Consider the following 18,485-nt stretch of genomic DNA (forward strand, 5'->3'; position numbering starts at 1 on the left):
GGTTATATTCGATACCGTTTTACGTCGCGAACTTGACCGATTCGACGAGCGATGCCCGATCCGGTGAGTCTCCGAGACAGCACGCAGATCGTCCTCCCCTGTACGTCGCTCGACGGCATCCGAGAGGAGTTGGAGTCGCAGTTCACGGTGACGGTGTTCTCACGAGGCGACGCGCGCTGTCGCATCATCGGAAGTCCGGTCGAAATCAAAGCCGCCAGCGAGTTTTTGAGCCGCCACGGCATCACGCTGCCGTAGCGGTCGCGACCGCCCACCGAAGCCCTTCTTAGCGTCGGGGCGAAAGGAGCGACATGGACGAAAATCCGGGACTCTCCGAACAGTACCGAACGGCCAGTCCGTGGCCGTTCTTCATCGCGCTCAGCATCCCGCTGGCGGAGGCCGGCATCCTGTTCAACCTCTTTGCGGTCGCCGTCGGCGGTCTGCTCTTGTTCTTCGGTTGTAGCGCCGGGATGTTACAGGAGGCGGGCTACGTCGACCGCCCGTGGCGGGCGCTGGTCGCCTCGGCGGTACTCGTCTTCGTGCTTGGGGGACTGCTCCTCTACGCGGACACGCAGGTTGCCAACGACGCCGTCCAGCTCGCAGAGCGCGGCTACGCGGTCCTCGTCGCGGGAGTCATCCTGCTTCTCGTCGGCGCCCTCGGCGAACTGTTCGTCGACGACGGGGAGTTCGCCGTCTGACCGGGCGGAACCAACAATCTATTTGACCGGCGTCCGTAACAGGGCACCATGGCGAACACGAACTCGAACAAAATCTTCGACAGGGAGACGCTGCTCGACCTGACGGTGAACATCATCCCGTTGTTCATTATCCTGTTCTTCGTCGTGCTCTTCCTGCTCGTCCAACCGTGGGGCGGCGACCTCTTCCCGACCGCCATCATGGTCGGTCTGCACGTCGTCCCGTTCGTCGGCCTCGCGATCTTGACGTACTTCTCCGGGAAAGCCATCGCGGGTGCCGAGAAATCCTCGACGGTGTACTACCCCGGCCAGGCCGGGATGCCGGGCGCGGAGGCCGAACACGGTGAGTCGGCACACGACGACGAGACACAGGCGCTCGAATCCGGGACCGACCACGAGGGCGAACTGACGGACGGTTCGACCGACGATTCGAATGGTTCGACCGACGGTGCGGACCGTGAGACGGCCGAGACGAACGCCGACGACGGGGCGGCCGAATCCGACGACGCCGACGACGCCGAATCCGACGACACTGACTCGACAGAACGCCAGCAGGCGGAGTGACGGACGGCACCCGAACCTTTCTTTACCCTGCGATTCAGAGCACTCCCTATGCAGTTGAACGGACAGTTAGCGCTGACGGTCCTCATGGGGCTTTTCCTCGTGGGCGTCTTCGCCTGGCTGACGCGGGTGGAAAACTGGCGCACGTACACCCCACTCAGCAGCGGCGGCGGCGCAGTCGGCCAAGAATCCGGGTACGCCTCCGAGGAGAAACCCGCAGGAATCGTCCGGTGGTTGACGACTGTCGACCACAAAGACATCGGCCTGATGTACGGCACGTACGGCATCTTCGCGTTCGTCGTCGGCGGTCTCATGGTCGTGTTGATGCGAACCGAACTCGCGACGCCGGAGACGGTGCTCGTCGAACCGGGCTTCTACAACTCGCTTCTGACGAGCCACGGCATCACGATGCTGTTCCTCTTCGGGACACCCATCATCGCGGCCTTCTCGAACTACTTCATCCCGCTCATCATCGGCGCGGACGACATGGCGTTCCCGCGCATCAACGCCATCGCGTTCTGGTTGCTGCCGCCGGCGGCGCTGCTCATCTGGGCCGGGTTCTTCCCGATCCCGAACCTCATCCCCGCACAGACGGCGTGGACGATGTACACGCCGCTGTCGGCGGGTGTCGGAGAGGGTAACCAGGTGAACGCCGGCGTCGACCTGATGCTGCTGGGTCTGCACCTCTCGGGCGTCTCGGCGACGATGGGGGCGATAAACTTCATCGCGACCATCTTCACCGAACGCGCCGAGGAGGTGACGTGGGCGAATCTCGACATCTTCTCGTGGACCATCCTCACGCAGTCGGGGCTCATCCTCTTCGCGTTCCCGCTTCTGGGCAGCGCGCTCCTGATGCTGTTATTCGACCGGAACCTGGAGACGACGTTCTTCGCCGTCGGCGAGGGCGGCGGGTCGATGCTCTGGCAGCACCTCTTTTGGTTCTTCGGCCACCCCGAGGTGTACATCCTCGTGTTGCCGCCGATGGGGCTGGTCAGCTACATCCTCCCGCGCTTTGCGGGCCGGCGACTGTTCGGCTTCAAGTTCGTCGTCTACTCGACGCTCGCCATCGGCGTGCTCTCGTTCGGCGTCTGGGCGCACCACATGTTCTCGACGGGTATGGACCCGCGCCTCCGCGCCTCCTTCATGGCCGTCTCGATGGCTATCGCCATCCCCAGCGCTGTCAAGACGTTCAACTGGATCACGACGATGTGGAACGGCAACATCAGGCTCACCGCCCCGATGCTGTACTGCATCGGCTTCGTCTCGAACTTCATCATCGGCGGCGTCACCGGCGTGTTCCTCGCGTCCATCCCCGTCGACCTCGTGCTGCACGACACCTACTACGTCGTCGGTCACTTCCACTACATCGTGATGGGTGCTATCACCTTCGCGGGGATGGCGGGCATCTACTACTGGTTCCCGCTCGTCACGGGCCGGATGTACCAGCGCAGCCTCGCGAAGTGGCACTTCTGGCTGTGGATGGTCGGGACGAACGTCACGTTCCTCGCGATGATTCTGCTCGGCTACGGCGGTATGCCGCGTCGCTACGCGACCTACCTGCCGCAGTTCGCGTCGCTGCACCAGATCGCAACGCTCGGCGCGTACATGCTGCTGCTCGGCGGCATCATCTTCGTGTGGAACATGGTTCAGTCGTACTTCGAGGGGCCGGTCGTCGAGGACGGCGACCCGTGGAATCTCGAGGAGTCGAACCTCCGCACCGTCGAGTGGGACTGGTTCGACCGCAAACTGCAGACCAAGATCGCCGACGGCGGTGTCGAGAGCGAAGCGAACGACACCTCCTCGCAAACGGAGTGAAGCGACGACACCTCCTCGCAAGCGGAGCGCCGCAACGGCGGTGTCGTCGAGCAGAGCGAGACGACAGCCCAGGAGAACGCCAGTTCTCCGGACGGTGTCGACGAAGACGAACCCGTGGACGAACTCGACTCCGACGAATAACGTGGCCTCCCTCTTTCGTTTTTCACTCCGGCGAGCGGACGCGTCACCCATCGTTTCGACGGGTCGACGCGCACCGAACACCGATGTGCCTTTGTCGCTCGCTCCCCGAGACAAACCATGTCGGACAAAGACCTCCTCGGACTCATCCTCGCGGCCGTCGCGCTGATGATGTTCGCGACGGGCATCATCCTCGTCCTCTGAGCGCACCGCCATCTCGCGACCGACCCGTCGACGCTACGTCGAAAACGCTAATCGCCTCGCGTCCGAAGTCGACGCCGTGAGCGCGACACGCTTTCGGGGACCGAACTTCGTCCTCATCCTGTACGCACTACTCGTCGCCATCTCGGGTCTCGCCGGGTTTCTGACCGCGACGTTCGTCTCCGGACTCCGAGCGCCGAGGTTCCTCTTTCTCGTCCCGTTTCCGCCGACGCAGCTGGGCTTCGCCGCCTACGGCGCGCTGACCGTCGCGCTGGTGCTCGGCGTTCCGCTGTTGCTCGTGGTGTACGTCTCGCGGAATCTCGACGACGCCGCCCAGAACTGATAAGCGCCTTCCGGCGAACCTCTTGGCATGTACCAGGTACTTGTCGGCGTCGACGACGACGTAGCGCGCGCCCGTGCGTGCGCCAGAGAGGTCACTAACCTCCCCGGTGGGACCGACGAGAAGACGGTCACGCTCCTGCACAGTTTCACCGAGGACCCCGGCGACCGGTCGGCGGCCGACGTCGAATCTGTCAACGCGGCCGCCGAGTCCCTCGACGACCACGGCGTGCGCTACGAACTGCTCGAATCCGGCGGCGACCCCGCGCAGTCGATTCTCGACGCCGCGAAGGAAGTCGGCGCCGACCTCGTCGTCGTGGCCGGACGCAAGCGCTCGCCCGCGGGCAAAGCCATCTTCGGCAGCGTCAGCCAGTCGGTCATCCTGAGTTCGAATCGACCGGTGATGGTCGTGGGTACCGAGACGCGCGAGTGAATCAGTAGACGTCGGCGACGACGTCGGCGAACGCCGACGGCGAGACGTAGCCGTCGCGACTCTCGACGCGCTCTCCGTCCCGGAACCACAGTACAACGGGCGCGCTGTTGACCGCGTGCGCGAGACGGAACGCCGAGGCGGACTCGCCGTCGAGGCCGCCGACCGCGACTCCCTCCGGCACCGCATCGAGCAGGTCGTCGAGGTCTGCCTTGAGTCGCTCGCACGGTTCACAGTGTCGTTTCCAGACCGTCAGCACGGCGTCCGGGTGGGCGTCGAGGAACGCCTCGTAGGAGTCGTCGTCGAGGAGGGTCACGCCCCTCGGGACGGGCGAGGGCGGCGACACCTCGCAGACGAGGTGCGCCATCACCGCCTTCGTCTCCGCCGACGGCGACGTGTCGAGAAACGACTCCACGGCGAGGTACGCGGCCAGTTGCGCTCGCGTCACGCCATTGGCCGCAATCTCATTCGCGGCGGTCTCGGGCGCGAGTCCGAACGCTTCGGCCACCGTTTCGACGAACGTCTCCCTGTCGGCATCTCGGTACGTCCGCGCGTACTCCGCCCGCGTCTCCTCGAACTCGTCGGTCGTCGCGAGCCCCCCGTCGTCGTCCTCGCGGAGCACGCCGCCGTCTCGAAGGCGGTCCAACACGTCGCCGATGTCGGGGTGGCCCGTCATTGGCACCCTCTCGAACTGTGTTCGGTCCGTATCATCGTGTCGCTCTACGGGGGGAGGGAGTTCATAGCCCTTCTGTCTCGGTCGCAGTACGTCCCGACGCGCCGAAGCGGAGCGTCAATGCGGGAAACGGGGGCGTTAGCGTAGGGAAACGGAACGTCGGCGTGGCGGGAAACCGAACGTCGATGCAGGAAAACGGAACGGCAGTACGAGGTGGGTCCCGTCCAGCACCAGCAACCACATCGACGGACTATCCGGCTACGGACTCGCGCTTCTACAGTTGAACAGGGTAAGTGCCTCGGCATCGTCCGAGACTGCTCTGCCGTCTCGTGGTCGGGCGAACGCGAAGCGTTCGCAGACCTTTCGAATCATCGGTTCGCTCGGTGACGAGAGACCGACGGCCTCTCGAACCACGTGACCTGTGCGAATAGCCGGGACTGTTTTGTGGTGGTGCTGCGTAGCACAGCGTATGGACCTTCGAGACGCCGAACCAGCGGACGCGGAGGGGATTCGAACCGTCGCCCGCGAGTCGCTTCTGGCCTCGTACAGCCCCGACCTCTCCGAGGACGTCATCGATACCGCGGTGGAGAACTGGTACGACGACGAGGAGGTCGGCTCGAACCTCGAAGACCCGCAGGCCGTCTGGAGCGTCGCCGTCGACGGTGACGACATCGTCGCCGTCGCCCAGAGCTACCTCGTCGAGGCCGACGAGACGGTCGGCCAGATAGATTGGCTCCACGTCGCCCCCGACTCTCGTGGTTCGGGCCTCGGCAGGCAGCTGCTCAAACGCGTCGAAACCGAACTGATGGACCGCGGCGCCTCCCGCCTCGAAGGGAAGGTACTGACGGTCAACGAGGGCGGCGCGCGCTTCTACGAGAACGCGGGTTACGACGCCGGAGAGACGCGACAGATCAAGATCGCGGACGAGGAGTTCACCGAACGCGCCTTCGTAAAAACCGCCTCCGAGTCTGCCGAGGAGTTCACCCCGGTCGAAGAGCGCAGCGGGCCCGACGGCCAGACGCTGTACGTCGCCTACGACGAGAGTCAGCGCGCGCGGAAAGCGCCGTTCTACGTCACGTACACAGACGAGGAGAGGACAGAGCGTTACGGTTACTTGTGCGGCAACTGCGAGAGCGTAGCGACGGCGATGGACTCGATGGAGCGTATCGAGTGCAGCGAGTGCGGCAACCAGAGCAAGTCGGCGCGCTGGGACGCAGCGTACCTGTAGACTGAACTTCCTCGCCCCGATTTTCGGCTCCGTCGCCCGTCCCCAGTCTGCCGACAGCCGCTTCTACTGGATGGTCGATTCCCTCTCGATACACCGGTATCCGCGATACGAAATGGCGGACATCAGCAGTTCCGCGCGAGTTCGGCGGATGCGGCGACATCAGAAAGCCGATTCTCCGAGCGCGACGCGAGAACGGTCGAGACTCCGGAGGAATAGAGACGAGCGGTCGTCGAACGGTATCGACGGTATTGGACGGTGCCCCGTCAGAGTCGTTCGACCGCTGACGTGTGGGCCAGCGCCGTCGCGTACGACGCTTCGTAGTGACTCTGCGGGGACGACGTCCATGTGTCCGCTCAGCAGGACGCTTCCCTTCGCAGGATTCCCGGCGCGTGCGACGACGTTCGGGCGGTCCGGGAGTACCTCGGTTACCTCGACGTCGAAGTCGACGGAGGAGTTTTCGAGCCACTCGACGAGAGTCGAGGCGACTGACGCTTCTTCACCGGGCGGATTCTCGCTTCGACACCCGACCAGCGTTTTTGTTAGTTCGACGACCGCTCGTCGGTCGACGCGCATCTCGTGGTTGGGATTGGAGTCCATCTTCGGTTGATTTCGACTGGGTGTTCGACCGCCAGACGACGGCTACTCAGAGATACGTTTCCAACTTCTGGTAGGTGAGTTCCGGACCCCAGTCCTGTCGTGTGACGTCCTCGACGACCGTGAATCCGTGTTTGTCGTACAGCCGACGCGCCGCTTCGAGTCCCTCGTACGTCCAGAGATACACTCGATCGAAGCCGGCGTCCGCACAGAACGCCATCGCTCGGTTCATCAACTCGCGGCCGAGGCCCTGCCCGTGTAGTTCGGGTGCGAGAACGACCCAACGGAGACGCGCGCCCTCCTCGTCGTCGGAGTGGCCGCCGTCGACGACGAGCGACCCCAGTATCTCTCGCTCGCCGTCGTCGTCGGGGTCACTCATCACCAGCCAGAGTCGATTCTCCGCCTCGTCGTACCGGCCCAGAAACTCGGCGAGTTCGACGGCGACTTCGCGGGAGAACTCGTAGTCGAGGTTCCAGTACTCGCTGTAGTAGGTCTCGTGGAGTTCGATGATTCGGCCGAGCGCGCCGGGCGTGTATCCGGTTTGAATCTCAGGCATGGGTATCCTCCGAAACGATGGGTCGCAGCTGTGGCTGTCCACCGAATCTAACCAACCAGTTAATTAGAATCGCCGTAAAGCTTTCGCACGCCGGTCTCGGTGGAGCCTCTCGAAGACGGAAGCTGTGGGAACCCGGAGCGGGAAGCTGTGGCCGCCCGGAGCGTTGCTCCCGCGGAGTCGGAGTTCGGAGAGCTGAGAGAGTCGAACGGACTCAGTCCTCGCGCACGGCGAGCAAGTCGTCGAGGACGAGGTCGACGAGCGCGTTACGCACCGTGGAGGCGACGTCGTCGTGCGTGAGCGAGACGTGGTAGGCGCGGCCCCCGAGCATCGTCGCGAGGAGGAGCGTCGCGACCTGTTCGGAGTCGACGTCGCGGAAGACGCCCTGTTCGATACCCTCCTCGATGGTCGCGACCATCAGTTCCCAGGCGTAGTCGTAGTTGACGGTGAACTGTCGACGGTACGGCTCGTTCCGCCCGGCTTGCGCGCGCAGTTCCAACAGCGCCATGCTGAGTTCCTCGCCACCGAGCGGAGGACGGTCGCCGACCCGTTCGGTCGCACGATCCGCGTCGTCGATGCCGACCAGGACGACGAGCAGGGCGTCGACGAGCGCGAGGAGTCGGTCGCGCGGGTCCTCTATCTCCTCGATGTCGAACTGGGCGGTGTACTCGTCGACGAGGTTGTCGAGCAGATGTTCGAGGAACGCCGCCAGCAGGTTCTCCTTCGTGTCGTAGTGGTAGTGAAGGACGGCGGTCGTCATCTCGAACTCGTCGGCGATCTTCTGAATCGAGAGGTTGGCGTAGCCGTGCTTGCAGAGCGCTCGGTGGGTCGCCTCCATAATCGCCTCTCGCGTCTCGGCGGAACTGGCCCGCTCTCGTCGGTCCTCCGGGGAACTCATTCGCTCACCAATCGGTTAGTTATCGAGATAAGCCCACCGACGTGTGCGCGGGCTCCCGCGGGAGAGCACCCTACGAGAGTGCACGTCGGAGCCGAGCGACTTCCTGACTGAGGCTTCGATACTCGATGAGAACGAACCCCGTCGCGATGACGCCGAACCCGACGAGGGTCAGAACCGAGAGCCGTTCGTCCAGGAGTAGCCACCCGAAAAGTGCCGTAACGAGCGGGGAGACGTACGTGAGGAGGTTCACACGGATCGGTCCCACGGCTTCGAGCAGACTGAAGTACGCGACGTAGCCGACCGGCGTCGCGACGACGCCGTTGTAGACGACTGCGAGAACTGCGACTGTCGTCCACGAGGCGGTCTGTACGGGCTCTCCGCGTGCGAGACTCAGCACGAGCATCGCGGCCCCACCGACGAGGGTGGCCCACGCCGTCATCGCGAGCGGGGACAGCGAGTCCTCTACGTAGCGGAGTGCGACACCGCCGACGGCGAGCGAGACGGCGGAGAGAAAGAGCAGTCCGATCCCGACCATCGTGACCGAAAAGCGGCTCGACGGCTCCGGATTCGCGACGATGGCGACCCCGACAAGCCCGAGTGCGACCCCGGTCACGCCCCGTCGCGTGAGGCGCGCGCTCGGAAGCGCGACCGCGGCGAAGCCGACGGCGAGAATCGGACTGAGACTGATGAGAACCGCCGCCGTCGCGCTCGTGGTGTACTGCTGTCCGACGAAGAGAAAGACGTTCGCCGCCCCCACAACCAGGCCGCCGCTGACGAGAATCGTCAGATAGTCGGTGCGCGTCTGCGGGCGAAGCGGCTCAGAGCGGAGCGCGACGTACGGCAGGAGGAGGGTCGCGGCGACGAGAAATCGAAGCGAGGCGAAGAAGACCGGCGGGAGATGCGGGAGTCCCGCTCTGTTCGCGACGTACATCCCGCCGGTAAGTGTCGCCGCCGCGAGGAACAGTCCCGTATTTCGGTGACGCGAATCCATATCTATACGAATTAACTAACCGATTAATTAGTTTTGGGTGGACAGCTCGAAATCTCGGAGTTCGACCCCGTTTCCGAGTTATCGGCACGCCCCAACTGCGTACCCATGGCGCTCGCGGTGGCGACGGTCCTGCTGTTCGCTGCGGGACGGAGGCAGTCTATTCTTGTGTTCGGTGAGTGTCGTCGTGGCTGTCGAGACGTAGCCGCGAACTGAATCTTGGATGTGAAGAAAAATCTATCTGCGGCGCTCGCAAACCGATCCGGTGGATGTCAACCGCGGACGACTCCGTCGACGTACTCGACCCGCTTCGCCAGTTTCTCTCGCTCGAACGCGACGTGCTCGTCCTCTCTGTGGCCATGTTCGCGTTCAGCCTCGGCTTTCAGATGACGAGCAGATTTCTCCCCGAGTACATGGTGGCGCTGGGTGCGTCGGGGTTCGTCGTCGGCCTGTTCGGGACGTTCGGCAACGTCATCTCCGCCGTCTACCCGTACCCCGGCGGTGCGGTCTCGGACCGAATCGGTTCGCGGTACGCGCTGACGTTGTTCGGCCTCCTCTCGACTGTCGGATTCGTATTCTGGCTCGTCGCTCCCGGAATCGGCGGCGTTTCCGTGGGTTCCGTCACGCTCGGGCCCTGGATATGGATCTTCGTCGGCCTGATTCTCGCGCAGGCGTGGAAATCGTTCGGTCTGGGTGCGACGTTCGCGGTCGTCAAGCAGGCGACGCCCCTCTCGCGCCTCGCCGAGGGGTTCGCGAGCACCGAGACGTTTCGCCGGACCGCCTTCCTCGTCGGACCGGTGCTGGCAGCGGTGCTCATCGGGCTCCACCCGCAGTTCACGGTCAGTTTCCGGTACGTGCTCGCGGTCGCCGTCGTCTTCGGCGTCCTCGGCACGGTCGTCCAACATTTCCTCTACGACGCCGGTTCGGACACCATCGGCGACTCGTTCGAGGGAGTCGACCGCATCGTCCGCGACTTCCGGGAGATGCCCGAGGAACTCAGACCGCTTCTCGTCGGCGACACGCTCGTCCGCTTCGCCAACGGGATGGTCTACGTGTTTTTCGTGCTCGTGGTCACCCAGATCTTCGAGGTCGGTCTCGACACGACCGTCTCGCTCGGCGGCCTCTCGTACGCCGTCGACCTGTCGCCACAGGCGTTCTTCGGCTACCTCTTGGGCGTCGAGATGGTCGTCCGCGTTGCTCACGATGGTGCCGGCGGCGAAAGTCGCCGAGCGCGTGGGACTCAAACCCGTCGTCGCCCTCGGCTTCGCCGTCTACGCCGTCTTCCCCGTCGTGTTGATATACGCGCCGCAGACTGCCCCCGCGCTCGTCGTCGTCTTCGCGTTCTCCGGACTGCGCTTTGCGGGACTCCCCTCGCACAAGGCGCTCATCGTCGGCCCGGCCGAGCAGGGCGCGGGCGGCCGCGTCACCGGCACCTACTACCTGCTGCGAAACACCATCGTCATTCCCAGCGCCGCGCTCGGCGGCTACCTCTGGGACTTCGTCAGCCCTGAACTCGCCTTCGGCGTCGCGGCCGCCGTCGGCGTCGTCGGAACGGGCTACTTCCTCGTCTTCGGCAGGGAGTTCGAGGCGTACGCGTGACCCCGCCCGTCGAGCGCCGATCCTCGCCGAACTGCTCGCCGACGGCGCGCTCGTCGGCTGGTTCCAGGGGTCCCGAATCCTACATGATAACCGCAGACGACGTGTGGGAGGAGAAGCCGACGAGATCCCGGCGGTGCCCACGCCGAACCGATAGTGAACACGCCGAAGGTGGCGCTGAAGGACTTCTACGGGATGGGCCTCGACGTGTTGGTCTCGAAGACGCGGTGCGCAGGAAGTAGCCACTCTACCACGGGATTCGGGTCGCCTTCTCGGTCTTACACGGCCGAACCCCTCACACCTCGTCGCGGTCGGTGAACGTGTAACGCCGCGCGATTTCGCCGCCCTCAAACACGTGGAAGTCGGCGAAGCCGAACGTCACGTCGTCGCCGTTCTGCCGCCCGGTGAACGTGCCTCGAACCGCCGCGGTGTCGCCGTCGACGACGACGTCGTGCACCTCGTGGCTGCCGTCCTCCAGCGGCCGTCCCTTCTCGTAAAACGCCAGCAGGGCGTCTCGGCCCTCGATTGCCTCCTGTCCGGGTCGCTCGTAGCGGACGCCCTCGGAGAACAGGGCGACCAGATCGTCGTACTGACCGGCGTCGACGAGGTCGTAGTACTCTCGGACGACTGCGTTCGGGTCTGCGTCGCTCATGGGAGCGCTACGGACTACAGTAAGTAGTAGCTCTCTCCCGTGGCAAAAGAGACGACAGGCGGCGGTATCGCACCTCTCGTAGTCCGGCGGTGGGAGTCGTGGCGAGTTCTCCGACTACCCCTCGCCGACCATCCGGTCTTCCTCGTCCCACTCGCGCTCGCGGAGTTCGTACTTCTGAACCTTGCCCGTCGCCGTCGTCGGCAACTCGGCGACGAACTCGATTTCGCCGGGAACCTTGTACGTCGCGATGCGCTCGCGGAGGAAGGCGACCAGCTCGTCGCTCGTCGTCTCCGGGTTCTCCGGGTCGCCGTTGGCGGGGACGACGAACGCTTTCGGCGTCTCGCCCCACTTCTCGCTCGGCGCGGGGATGACGGCGACGTCGCCGACGGCGCCGTGTTCGAACAGCGCGTCCTCCAGTTCGATGCTGGAGATGTTCTCGCCGCCGGAGATGATGATGTCCTTCTTTCTGTCCTGGATGGTGACGAAGCCGTTCCCGTCGACGGTTGCGAGGTCACCCATGTGGTAGTAGCCCTCGACGCGGTCGGTGAACGCCTCCTCGGTGGCCTCGGGTTTCTCCCAGTAACCGTCCATCACCTGGTTGCCGCGGACGACGATTTCGCCGATGGTCTCACCGTCCTGTGGGACGTCCTCGCCGTCCTCGTCGACGACGCGGACCTCGGTGCCCAGATAGCCGATGCCCTGCGTCTTCTTGACGGCGAAGCGGTCGGAGGCGTTCTGGTCGAAGAAGCGCCGGGCGTCGGAGGTGGTGATGAGCGGACCGGTCTCCGTCGCCCCGTAGACGTGTTTGAGGTACCAGCCGAACTCGTCTTCGACCGTGCGGATGGTCGCCTCCGGCGGCGCGGCCCCCGCCGTCGCCACGCGAATCGGTTTTTCGGCCATGGTCTCCGGTTCGTGTTCGGCGTAGTGCTCCTGGAGCATGTTGAGCACCGTCGGCGCGGCGCAGAAGTACGAGACGCCCTCCTCGTGGATGGCGTCGAAGATGTCGCCGGCGTCGACGCCGCGCGTGCAGACGTGTTTCGCGCCCATCCCCGTCACCGAGAAGATGTGGCCCCACCCGTTGACGTGGAACATCGGCAGCGTCCACAGGTAGACGTCGTCGTCGCGGAGTTCCTGGTGAATCGAGACGAGATACGCGTGCAGCGTCTCGGTCCGGTGGGTGCGACAGACGCCCTTCGGGTCGCCCGTCGTCCCCGAGGTGTAGTTGATGGTGACGACGTCCGATTCGTCCATCTCGGGGCGGTCGTACTCTGTCGACTCGGCGACGAGGTCGTCGAACGACTCCCATCGGCCTTCCACCGCGTCGGGGTCGTCGGTGACGAACAGCTCCGTGGGAATCGAGTCGCGAATCGCCTCTATCTTCTCGGCGTACTCGTGGTCGGCGAAGATGGCTTTCACGCCCGCGTCGTTCAGGATGTACTCGAAGTCCGAGGGAACGAGACGGTAGTTCAGCGGCGTGTGAATCGCGCCGAGTTGCATCGACCCGTAGGCGGCCGCCAGATGGTAGTGGGTGTTCGGGTCCAACACCGCCACTCGGTCGCCCTTCTCGACACCCTGGGACTGCAGCGCCGCCGCCCAACCGTCGGCGCGCTCGCCCAACTCGGCGTACGTGTAGCGTTCACCCGTCGTCGACACCACGGCCTCCTCGTCGCCGTAGTGTCGTCGGGCGCGGTCCAGAAAGTCCGTCGCCAGTAGTGGTTTCTCCATGTGTCTCGAACCTCGTGAACAATAATGATATAAATTACGGGCGCGGAAACGTTCGCCGCCCCTCCCTGTCGGGCGATTCGTCGACAGCGCCGTACTGCCGACAGCGCCGTCCGTCACACCGCTGGCACCCGAACGGGAAGCCGTCCGATGCGCTAACTGCGACCGCGACCTCTCGCTGCACGAGCGCCACGTCCGCGTCACGCTGATCGAAGACGATTTCGGCGACGCCGCTCGCCGGTATCTCTGTAACGAGTCCTGTCTCAACGAGTGGGTCGGAGAGACGGAGCGAAGCGAGCGGTGAGTCGCCGTGAAGGCCGTCCGCCTACGTCCGCTCACCGGTTTTCGCGGCCTCCAGCGACCAGAAGAAGCCGTAGTAGGCGAGCACGCCGCAGAGCATGGCGAGGTAGTACGCCCACTGCGGCGCCTGCAGGAAGTCAAACAGCAGCGTGACGATTGTCACCCACGCCATCGCGAAGACGAGGTCGACGAACATGCCGCGGCGGTGCTGTTGGACGTGCTCGCCGATGGCTTCGAGCCGGCTCATCGGCGACCCCGCTCCACGGCGTTCGTGTCGGTCACGTTCGCCGGTCGCGCCGGCGCGGAGTCGAGTGTCACGGCTCACGCCTCGCCCTGTCTGTCGACGACGAGGACGGGTAGATGCGTCGACCGCAGCACCCGCTCGGTGACGCTTCCGAGTAGTGCGCGACTGACGCCCGCCCGCCCGTGACTGCCTATCACGACGAGGTCGATATCTTCGTTTTCGGCGTAGTTGGCGATGATCTTGTGCGGACGTCCGACGCGCGTCTCCTCGACGACGTCGATACCGCGGTCACGGGCCGCGGCGGCGACGATACCGGTCGCCTTCGTCGCTCTGGATTCGAGTTCCTCCATCTCGCCGAGGTGGCCCTGTCGGATACGGTCGACCTGTTCGGTGCCGAGACCGAGGTTGACCGCGTCGATATCGACGACGTACAGCGCGTGAATCTCGGCGCCGTAGCGCTCGGCGAGGTCGACTGCGTGGCTCACCGCCACCTCGGCGACGGCGCTTCCGTCGGTCGGCACGAGGATGCGTTCGTACATGGTCAGTCGTCGGAGACGGGTTCACCGCCGTCGGTCGCGGCGACTTCCTCGGCTGACTGCATCCGCGACATCGGTTCGGGGCTGTGACACTGCCGGACCAGCCGCTTGGTCGCCATGTCCGGCTCGTCCGTCACGAGCGAGACGCCGATGGTGACGGCGAAGACGATGGGGACGGCGACGAGCGCCGACCCGATTGCGGGCACCGTCGCCGCCAGCGTCGCCGAGTACGGCTCGCCGTTGCCGATGTACGTCGGCAGCACCTCGTTTATCATCGGAATCAGCCAGATGACGAGGCCGGTCGTCATGCCGGCGAGCGCGCCCTGCCGGTTCGTGTTCTCCCACCAGAGCCCGAGGAAGAACATCGGGAACAGCACCGCACCCGCCAGCGAGAACGCGTACGAGACCAGCGCGGCGATGGGTGCCGCGGGGTCGAGCGCCGCGAGCGTCGTGATGACGCCGAGCGCGACGATGCTCAGCCGACCGACCAGCACCTGCTGGCGCTGGCTGGCGTCCTCGTTGATGATGTTCGCGTAGATGTCGTGCGAAATCGCGGACGACCCGGCGATGAACAGGCCGGCGACCGTCGCGATGGCCGCCGCGATACCGCCTGCGGCGACGAGGCCGACGAACCACTGCGGGAAGTTCGCCAACTGGGTCGCCAGCACGACGATGACGTCACCGGCCGCGCTCGTCATGCCGGGGTCACCGTACACCGGACCGATGTTCTCCGAGTAGAGGTCGGTGCCGAACGCCGCGAACGCCGGTGCCGAGAGGTAGAGCAGGCAGATGAAGAAGAGCCCCCACACCGTCGACCAGCGGGCGGTCCGCTCGTTTTCGACCGTGTAGAAGCGGACGAGGACGTGCGGTAGCCCACAGGTCCCGACGACCAGCGAGAACGCCGTCGCGATCCAGAGGTAGTAGCTCTCGTTGACGAACGGTTCGCTGAACTCGGAGCTGAGTTGGCCGATCATCTGGCCGTACTCGATCTGCGGCAGGACCGTCGAGTACCCCTGCGTGAAGCCGACCGCGTACAGCCCCGCGAGGAACGCGACGATGAGGATGACGTACTGGACGGCCATGTTCTTCGTCGCGCCGAGCATCCCCGAGAGCGTCAGGTAGCCGACGGTGATGGCCATCATGGCGACGACCATCGACTGGTAGCCGCTCAGCCCGGGGAGGCCGATGTCGCCGAAGATGTACAGGCCGACGAGCCCCATCCCGCGAGCCTGGCCGATGGCGTAGACGAAGCCGATGAGAAACGTCGTCACCGCCGCGATGGCCCGGGCCATGTCGGAGTTGAATCGGTCACCGACGAAGTCCGGTGCGGTGTACTTCCCGAACCGCCGCATCTGCGCGGCCAGGAAGATGAGCAGGATGAAGTAGCCGGTCGACCAGCCGACGACGAACGCGAGGCCGTAGAAGCCCGACAGCGCGATGAGCGCCGCCATCCCGAGGTACGACGCCGCCGACATCCAGTTCGCGCCGATAGCCATCCCGTTTTCGACGTTACCGATGGAGCGGCCGGCGACCCACATCCCCTCGGTGTCGGCGACGCGGAACGCGTAGCCGATACCCAAGAACAGCGCCAGCATCGCCACGACCATGATCGCCGGGGCGAGTTTGAACGAGACGTTCAGCCCCTCCGGGAGCAGGCCGCTCTGAAGCACGAGAGCTGAGATCATTCGCTCGTCCCTCCGTCTGCTGCCACGGTGGTTTCGCTGTCTTCGGTTTCGACGACCGAGTGGTCGATACCGTACTTCCGGTCGAGTGCGTCACGCTTTCGCGCGTACCAGAACGACAGAATCAATGCTCCGCTCGGCGCGCCGATAGCGACGAGGAAGTAGTGCAGCGGGAAACCGAGCACCGGCATCTCGGTCGTCATGAGACCGGGCGCGAGGTACGTCAGCGTCACCGGCCCGAAGACGATGATGGCCCAGGCCACGAAGCCGGTCCAGACCACGCGCAGGTGCTCGCGCATGAACGGCGTACTCGGACGCAGGAGGTTCACCTCCCGGTCGAGATAGTTCGTCTCTCGGTGGCTCTGTGCCGCTTGCGTGAGCGCGCCACCGTCTGTCTCGACGGGTGAGTCCTGTGTGTTCTTCTCTACCATCGACTACTCTGTAGTTATCATTCGTTATAGTTGCTTTGTCTCGCGAATTCGTTGCCTCGAAACGTTCGTAGACAGGACAGTAGCGGGTGGGAAACCGATTGTATGGCGGTGATATCTCGGGGGCTGACGTGATAGACGGCGACGATCGTGTTGTCGTCACGGCGTCACGTCGCCGCCCCGTACCGTTCGACATCGACCGGTCGTCGGTCGGCCGGGGTCAGTCGTCGCTGACTTTCGCCTCGATGTCGTCGACGATTTCGGGGTTGCGCAGCGTCGACGTGTCGCCGAGTTCGTCGCCGTTGGCGATGTTCTCCAGCAGTCGGCGCATAATCTTGCCCGAGCGCGTCTTCGGTAGTTCCGGCGTAAAGACGACCTGTTCGGGCCGCGCAATGGGACCGATGGCGTCCTCGACGCCTTCGACGATGCGACTCCTGAGTTCGTCGTTCTCCTCGTAGCCGTCCTCGGTGATGACGTAGGCGTAGACGGCCTCGCCTTTCACGTCGTGGCTCCCGCCGACGACGGCGGCTTCGGCGACGCCCTCGACGCCGACGATGGCCGACTCGATCTCCATCGTCCCCAACCGATGGCCGGAGACGTTGATGACGTCGTCGACGCGACCGAGCACGGTGATGTAACCGTCCTCGTCGATCTTCGCACCGTCCTCGGGGAAGTACACCCAGTGGTCGGAGTCGGGGTCCGAGTACGCCTCCCAGTACTCGCTGATGAACCGCTCGTCGTTGTTGTACAGCGTCCGGAGCATCCCCGGCCACGGCTTCTGCACCGTGAGATAGCCCGCGTTCCCGGCGTCTATCTCGTCGCCCTCGGCGTCGACGATGCGCACGTCGACGCCCGGAAGCGCCGGCCCCGCCGACCCGGGTTTCATCTTGTTGACGCCGGGCAGCGTCGTCACCATCATCCCGCCCGTCTCGGTCTGCCACCACGTGTCGACGACGGGGCACTCCTCGCCCCCGATGTGTTTGTAGTACCACTTCCACGCGCGCGGGTTGATGGGTTCGCCCACCGTTCCCAGCAGTCGGAGCGAGGAGAGGTCGTGTTTCTCGGGGAACTGCTTGCCCCACTTCATGAACGCGCGAATCGCGGTCGGCGCGGTGTACAGCTGGTCGCACTCGTACTCCTCGATGATCTCCCAGAGGCGGTCGCGCTCGGGGTAGTCGGGCGTCCCCTCGTACATCATCGAGGTGGTGCCGAGCGTGAGCGGGCCGTAGACGATGTAGGAGTGACCCGTGATCCAGCCAATGTCGGCCGAACAGAAGTACGTGTCCTCGGGTTTGATGTCGAGCACCGCCTGTGAAGTCCACGCGGCCCACGCGAGGTAGCCGCCGGTGGTGTGCTTGACGCCCTTCGGCTGCCCCGTGGTGCCGGAGGTGTACATCAAAAAGAGCATGTCCTCGGCGTCGCGCTCGACGGGGTCGACCTCCTCGCCCTCCTGTTCGCTCACGAGGTCGGCGTAACTGTGCTGGTTCTCGTCGAGGTCGTGGTCGAAGCCGTCGCCGTCGCGGAGGCGTTCGACGACGACCGTTGTCGTGTCGTGGTCGACGCCCGACAGGCCCTCGTTGGCCTTGTCGAGGTGGTCGAGGGGGTCGCCGCGGCGGTAGTAGCCGTCGCAGGTGACGAGATACTCGGAGTCGGCGGCGTTCATCCGCGTCGCCAGCGCGTCCGCTGAGAACCCGGCGAAGACGACCGAGTGCGGCGCGCCGATGCGCGCACACGCCAGCATCGCGATGGGTGCCTCCGGAATCATCGGCATGTAGATGGTCACGACGTCGTCCTCGCCGACGCCCTGGTCGCGCAGCGCCGCCGCGAACTCGTTTACTTCCTTCTGGAGTTCCTCGTACGTGTAGGTTCGATTCTCCTCGTCGGTCGGTTCGCCGACCCACTCGAAAGCGACGTCGTCGCCGCGGCCGTCCTCGACGTGGCGGTCCACGCAGTTGTAGGAGGCGTTCAACTTCCCGTTCGTGAACCACTTGTAGAACGGCTCGTTCGAGTCGTCGAGCACCTGGTCGTAATCTTCGTACCACTCGACGAGATCGGCCGCGCCCTCCCAACACTGCGGCCAGTTCTCCTCGAACTCCTCGTAGATTCCCGGGTCGGAGACGTTCGCCTGCTCGACGAATGACTCCGGCGGCTCGAACTCCTCCTGCTCTGCGAGACGCGCTTCGAGTTCTACATTGTCTTCTGTCATAGTCCACTG

Annotated in this window: 20 protein-coding genes and 1 pseudogene; 9 read left to right on the forward strand and 12 right to left on the reverse strand. The window is 64.7% G+C overall.

All coding sequences use genetic code 11. The features are described from left to right. The first annotated feature begins 51 nt into the window (after nt 1–51). The 6 genes from LAQ74_RS09605 (at nt 52) to LAQ74_RS09630 (ending at nt 4,179) form a co-directional block, all read left to right on the forward strand. Nucleotides 52–255: a VNG_1110C family protein gene (locus LAQ74_RS09605; RefSeq protein ID WP_224332333.1), complete on the forward strand. Its 204-nt coding sequence runs from the start codon at nt 52–54 to the stop codon at nt 253–255. Between the two features lie 53 nt (nt 256–308). Next, nucleotides 309–695 (forward strand): DUF7541 family protein, encoded by a 387-nt coding sequence (locus tag LAQ74_RS09610; protein WP_224332334.1) that lies wholly within the window; start codon nt 309–311, stop codon nt 693–695. A 48-nt stretch (nt 696–743) separates the two neighbouring features. Continuing rightward, nucleotides 744–1,256, forward strand: a complete 513-nt coding sequence (locus LAQ74_RS09615; RefSeq protein ID WP_224332335.1) for a DUF6684 family protein — start codon at nt 744–746, stop codon at nt 1,254–1,256. 48 nt (nt 1,257–1,304) lie between these two features. Then, nucleotides 1,305–3,068: a cbb3-type cytochrome c oxidase subunit I gene (locus tag LAQ74_RS09620; RefSeq protein WP_224332336.1), complete on the forward strand. Its 1,764-nt coding sequence runs from the start codon at nt 1,305–1,307 to the stop codon at nt 3,066–3,068. Nucleotides 3,069–3,486: 418 nt separating this feature from the next. Next, nucleotides 3,487–3,750: a DUF7520 family protein gene (locus LAQ74_RS09625; protein ID WP_224332337.1), complete on the forward strand. Its 264-nt coding sequence runs from the start codon at nt 3,487–3,489 to the stop codon at nt 3,748–3,750. A gap of 27 nt (nt 3,751–3,777) precedes the next feature. After that, nucleotides 3,778–4,179, forward strand: coding sequence for a universal stress protein (locus tag LAQ74_RS09630; RefSeq protein ID WP_224332338.1), 402 nt, complete (start codon nt 3,778–3,780; stop codon nt 4,177–4,179). A gap of 1 nt (nt 4,180) precedes the next feature. Here the strand turns inward: LAQ74_RS09630 and LAQ74_RS09635 are convergent, their stop codons facing one another. Next, complete coding sequence (locus LAQ74_RS09635; RefSeq protein WP_224332339.1) at nt 4,181–4,852, reverse strand: thioredoxin domain-containing protein; 672 nt, start codon at nt 4,850–4,852, stop codon at nt 4,181–4,183. A 466-nt stretch (nt 4,853–5,318) separates the two neighbouring features. On the opposite strand from LAQ74_RS09635, the gene LAQ74_RS09640 reads away from it, so the two are divergent. Next, nucleotides 5,319–6,077: a GNAT family N-acetyltransferase gene (locus tag LAQ74_RS09640; RefSeq protein WP_224332340.1), complete on the forward strand. Its 759-nt coding sequence runs from the start codon at nt 5,319–5,321 to the stop codon at nt 6,075–6,077. A gap of 159 nt (nt 6,078–6,236) precedes the next feature. Here the strand turns inward: LAQ74_RS09640 and LAQ74_RS09645 are convergent, their stop codons facing one another. The 4 genes from LAQ74_RS09645 to LAQ74_RS09660 all read right to left on the reverse strand — a co-directional run bounded on the left by LAQ74_RS09645 (nt 6,237) and on the right by LAQ74_RS09660 (nt 9,113). Continuing rightward, complete coding sequence (locus LAQ74_RS09645) at nt 6,237–6,674, reverse strand: hypothetical protein (protein WP_224332341.1); 438 nt, start codon at nt 6,672–6,674, stop codon at nt 6,237–6,239. Between the two features lie 46 nt (nt 6,675–6,720). Then, entirely contained in the window at nt 6,721–7,227 is a 507-nt protein-coding gene (locus LAQ74_RS09650; protein WP_224332342.1) for a GNAT family N-acetyltransferase, read from the reverse strand. Nucleotides 7,228–7,438: 211 nt separating this feature from the next. Further along, nucleotides 7,439–8,122 carry a TetR/AcrR family transcriptional regulator gene (locus LAQ74_RS09655; RefSeq protein ID WP_224332343.1) on the reverse strand — a complete coding sequence of 228 codons (684 nt, stop codon included), beginning with the start codon at nt 8,120–8,122 and terminating at the stop codon, nt 7,439–7,441. 70 nt (nt 8,123–8,192) lie between these two features. Beyond that, on the reverse strand, nt 8,193–9,113 hold the full coding sequence (locus tag LAQ74_RS09660; RefSeq protein ID WP_224332344.1) for a DMT family transporter: 921 nt from the start codon (nt 9,111–9,113) through the stop codon (nt 8,193–8,195). A 266-nt stretch (nt 9,114–9,379) separates the two neighbouring features. Between LAQ74_RS09660 and LAQ74_RS09665 the strand changes: the two are divergent. Beyond that, nucleotides 9,380–10,709, forward strand: a pseudogene (locus LAQ74_RS09665) (MFS transporter). A gap of 292 nt (nt 10,710–11,001) precedes the next feature. On the opposite strand, the gene LAQ74_RS09670 reads toward LAQ74_RS09665, so the two are convergent. Continuing rightward, nucleotides 11,002–11,358, reverse strand: coding sequence for a nuclear transport factor 2 family protein (locus LAQ74_RS09670; protein WP_224332345.1), 357 nt, complete (start codon nt 11,356–11,358; stop codon nt 11,002–11,004). 114 nt (nt 11,359–11,472) lie between these two features. Then, nucleotides 11,473–13,083 (reverse strand): long-chain-fatty-acid--CoA ligase, encoded by a 1,611-nt coding sequence (locus LAQ74_RS09675; RefSeq protein ID WP_224332346.1) that lies wholly within the window; start codon nt 13,081–13,083, stop codon nt 11,473–11,475. Between the two features lie 121 nt (nt 13,084–13,204). Here LAQ74_RS09675 and LAQ74_RS20615 point away from each other — a divergent pair, with 121 nt between their 5' ends. Further along, nucleotides 13,205–13,384, forward strand: a complete 180-nt coding sequence (locus tag LAQ74_RS20615; RefSeq protein ID WP_425498528.1) for a DUF7576 family protein — start codon at nt 13,205–13,207, stop codon at nt 13,382–13,384. 21 nt (nt 13,385–13,405) lie between these two features. On the opposite strand, the gene LAQ74_RS09680 is transcribed toward LAQ74_RS20615, so the two are convergent. From LAQ74_RS09680 to acs, 5 genes are all read right to left on the reverse strand, one after another. Beyond that, nucleotides 13,406–13,627 carry a DUF8119 family protein gene (locus LAQ74_RS09680; protein ID WP_224332347.1) on the reverse strand — a complete coding sequence of 74 codons (222 nt, stop codon included), beginning with the start codon at nt 13,625–13,627 and terminating at the stop codon, nt 13,406–13,408. Nucleotides 13,628–13,701: 74 nt separating this feature from the next. Continuing rightward, nucleotides 13,702–14,163: a universal stress protein gene (locus LAQ74_RS09685; protein ID WP_224332348.1), complete on the reverse strand. Its 462-nt coding sequence runs from the start codon at nt 14,161–14,163 to the stop codon at nt 13,702–13,704. Between the two features lie 2 nt (nt 14,164–14,165). Beyond that, entirely contained in the window at nt 14,166–15,845 is a 1,680-nt protein-coding gene (locus LAQ74_RS09690; RefSeq protein ID WP_224332349.1) for a VC_2705 family sodium/solute symporter, read from the reverse strand. Further along, on the reverse strand, nt 15,842–16,273 hold the full coding sequence (locus LAQ74_RS09695; RefSeq protein WP_224332350.1) for a DUF4212 domain-containing protein: 432 nt from the start codon (nt 16,271–16,273) through the stop codon (nt 15,842–15,844). Before LAQ74_RS09695 ends, LAQ74_RS09690 begins: the two co-directional genes overlap by 4 nt. 217 nt (nt 16,274–16,490) lie before the next feature. Next, entirely contained in the window at nt 16,491–18,476 is a 1,986-nt protein-coding gene (acs, locus tag LAQ74_RS09700) for an acetate--CoA ligase (RefSeq protein ID WP_224332351.1), read from the reverse strand. Between the last annotated feature and the right edge of the window lie 9 nt (nt 18,477–18,485).

It is taken from the genome of Haloprofundus halobius, assembly GCF_020097835.1.
Lineage (GTDB): Archaea > Halobacteriota > Halobacteria > Halobacteriales > Haloferacaceae > Haloprofundus > Haloprofundus halobius.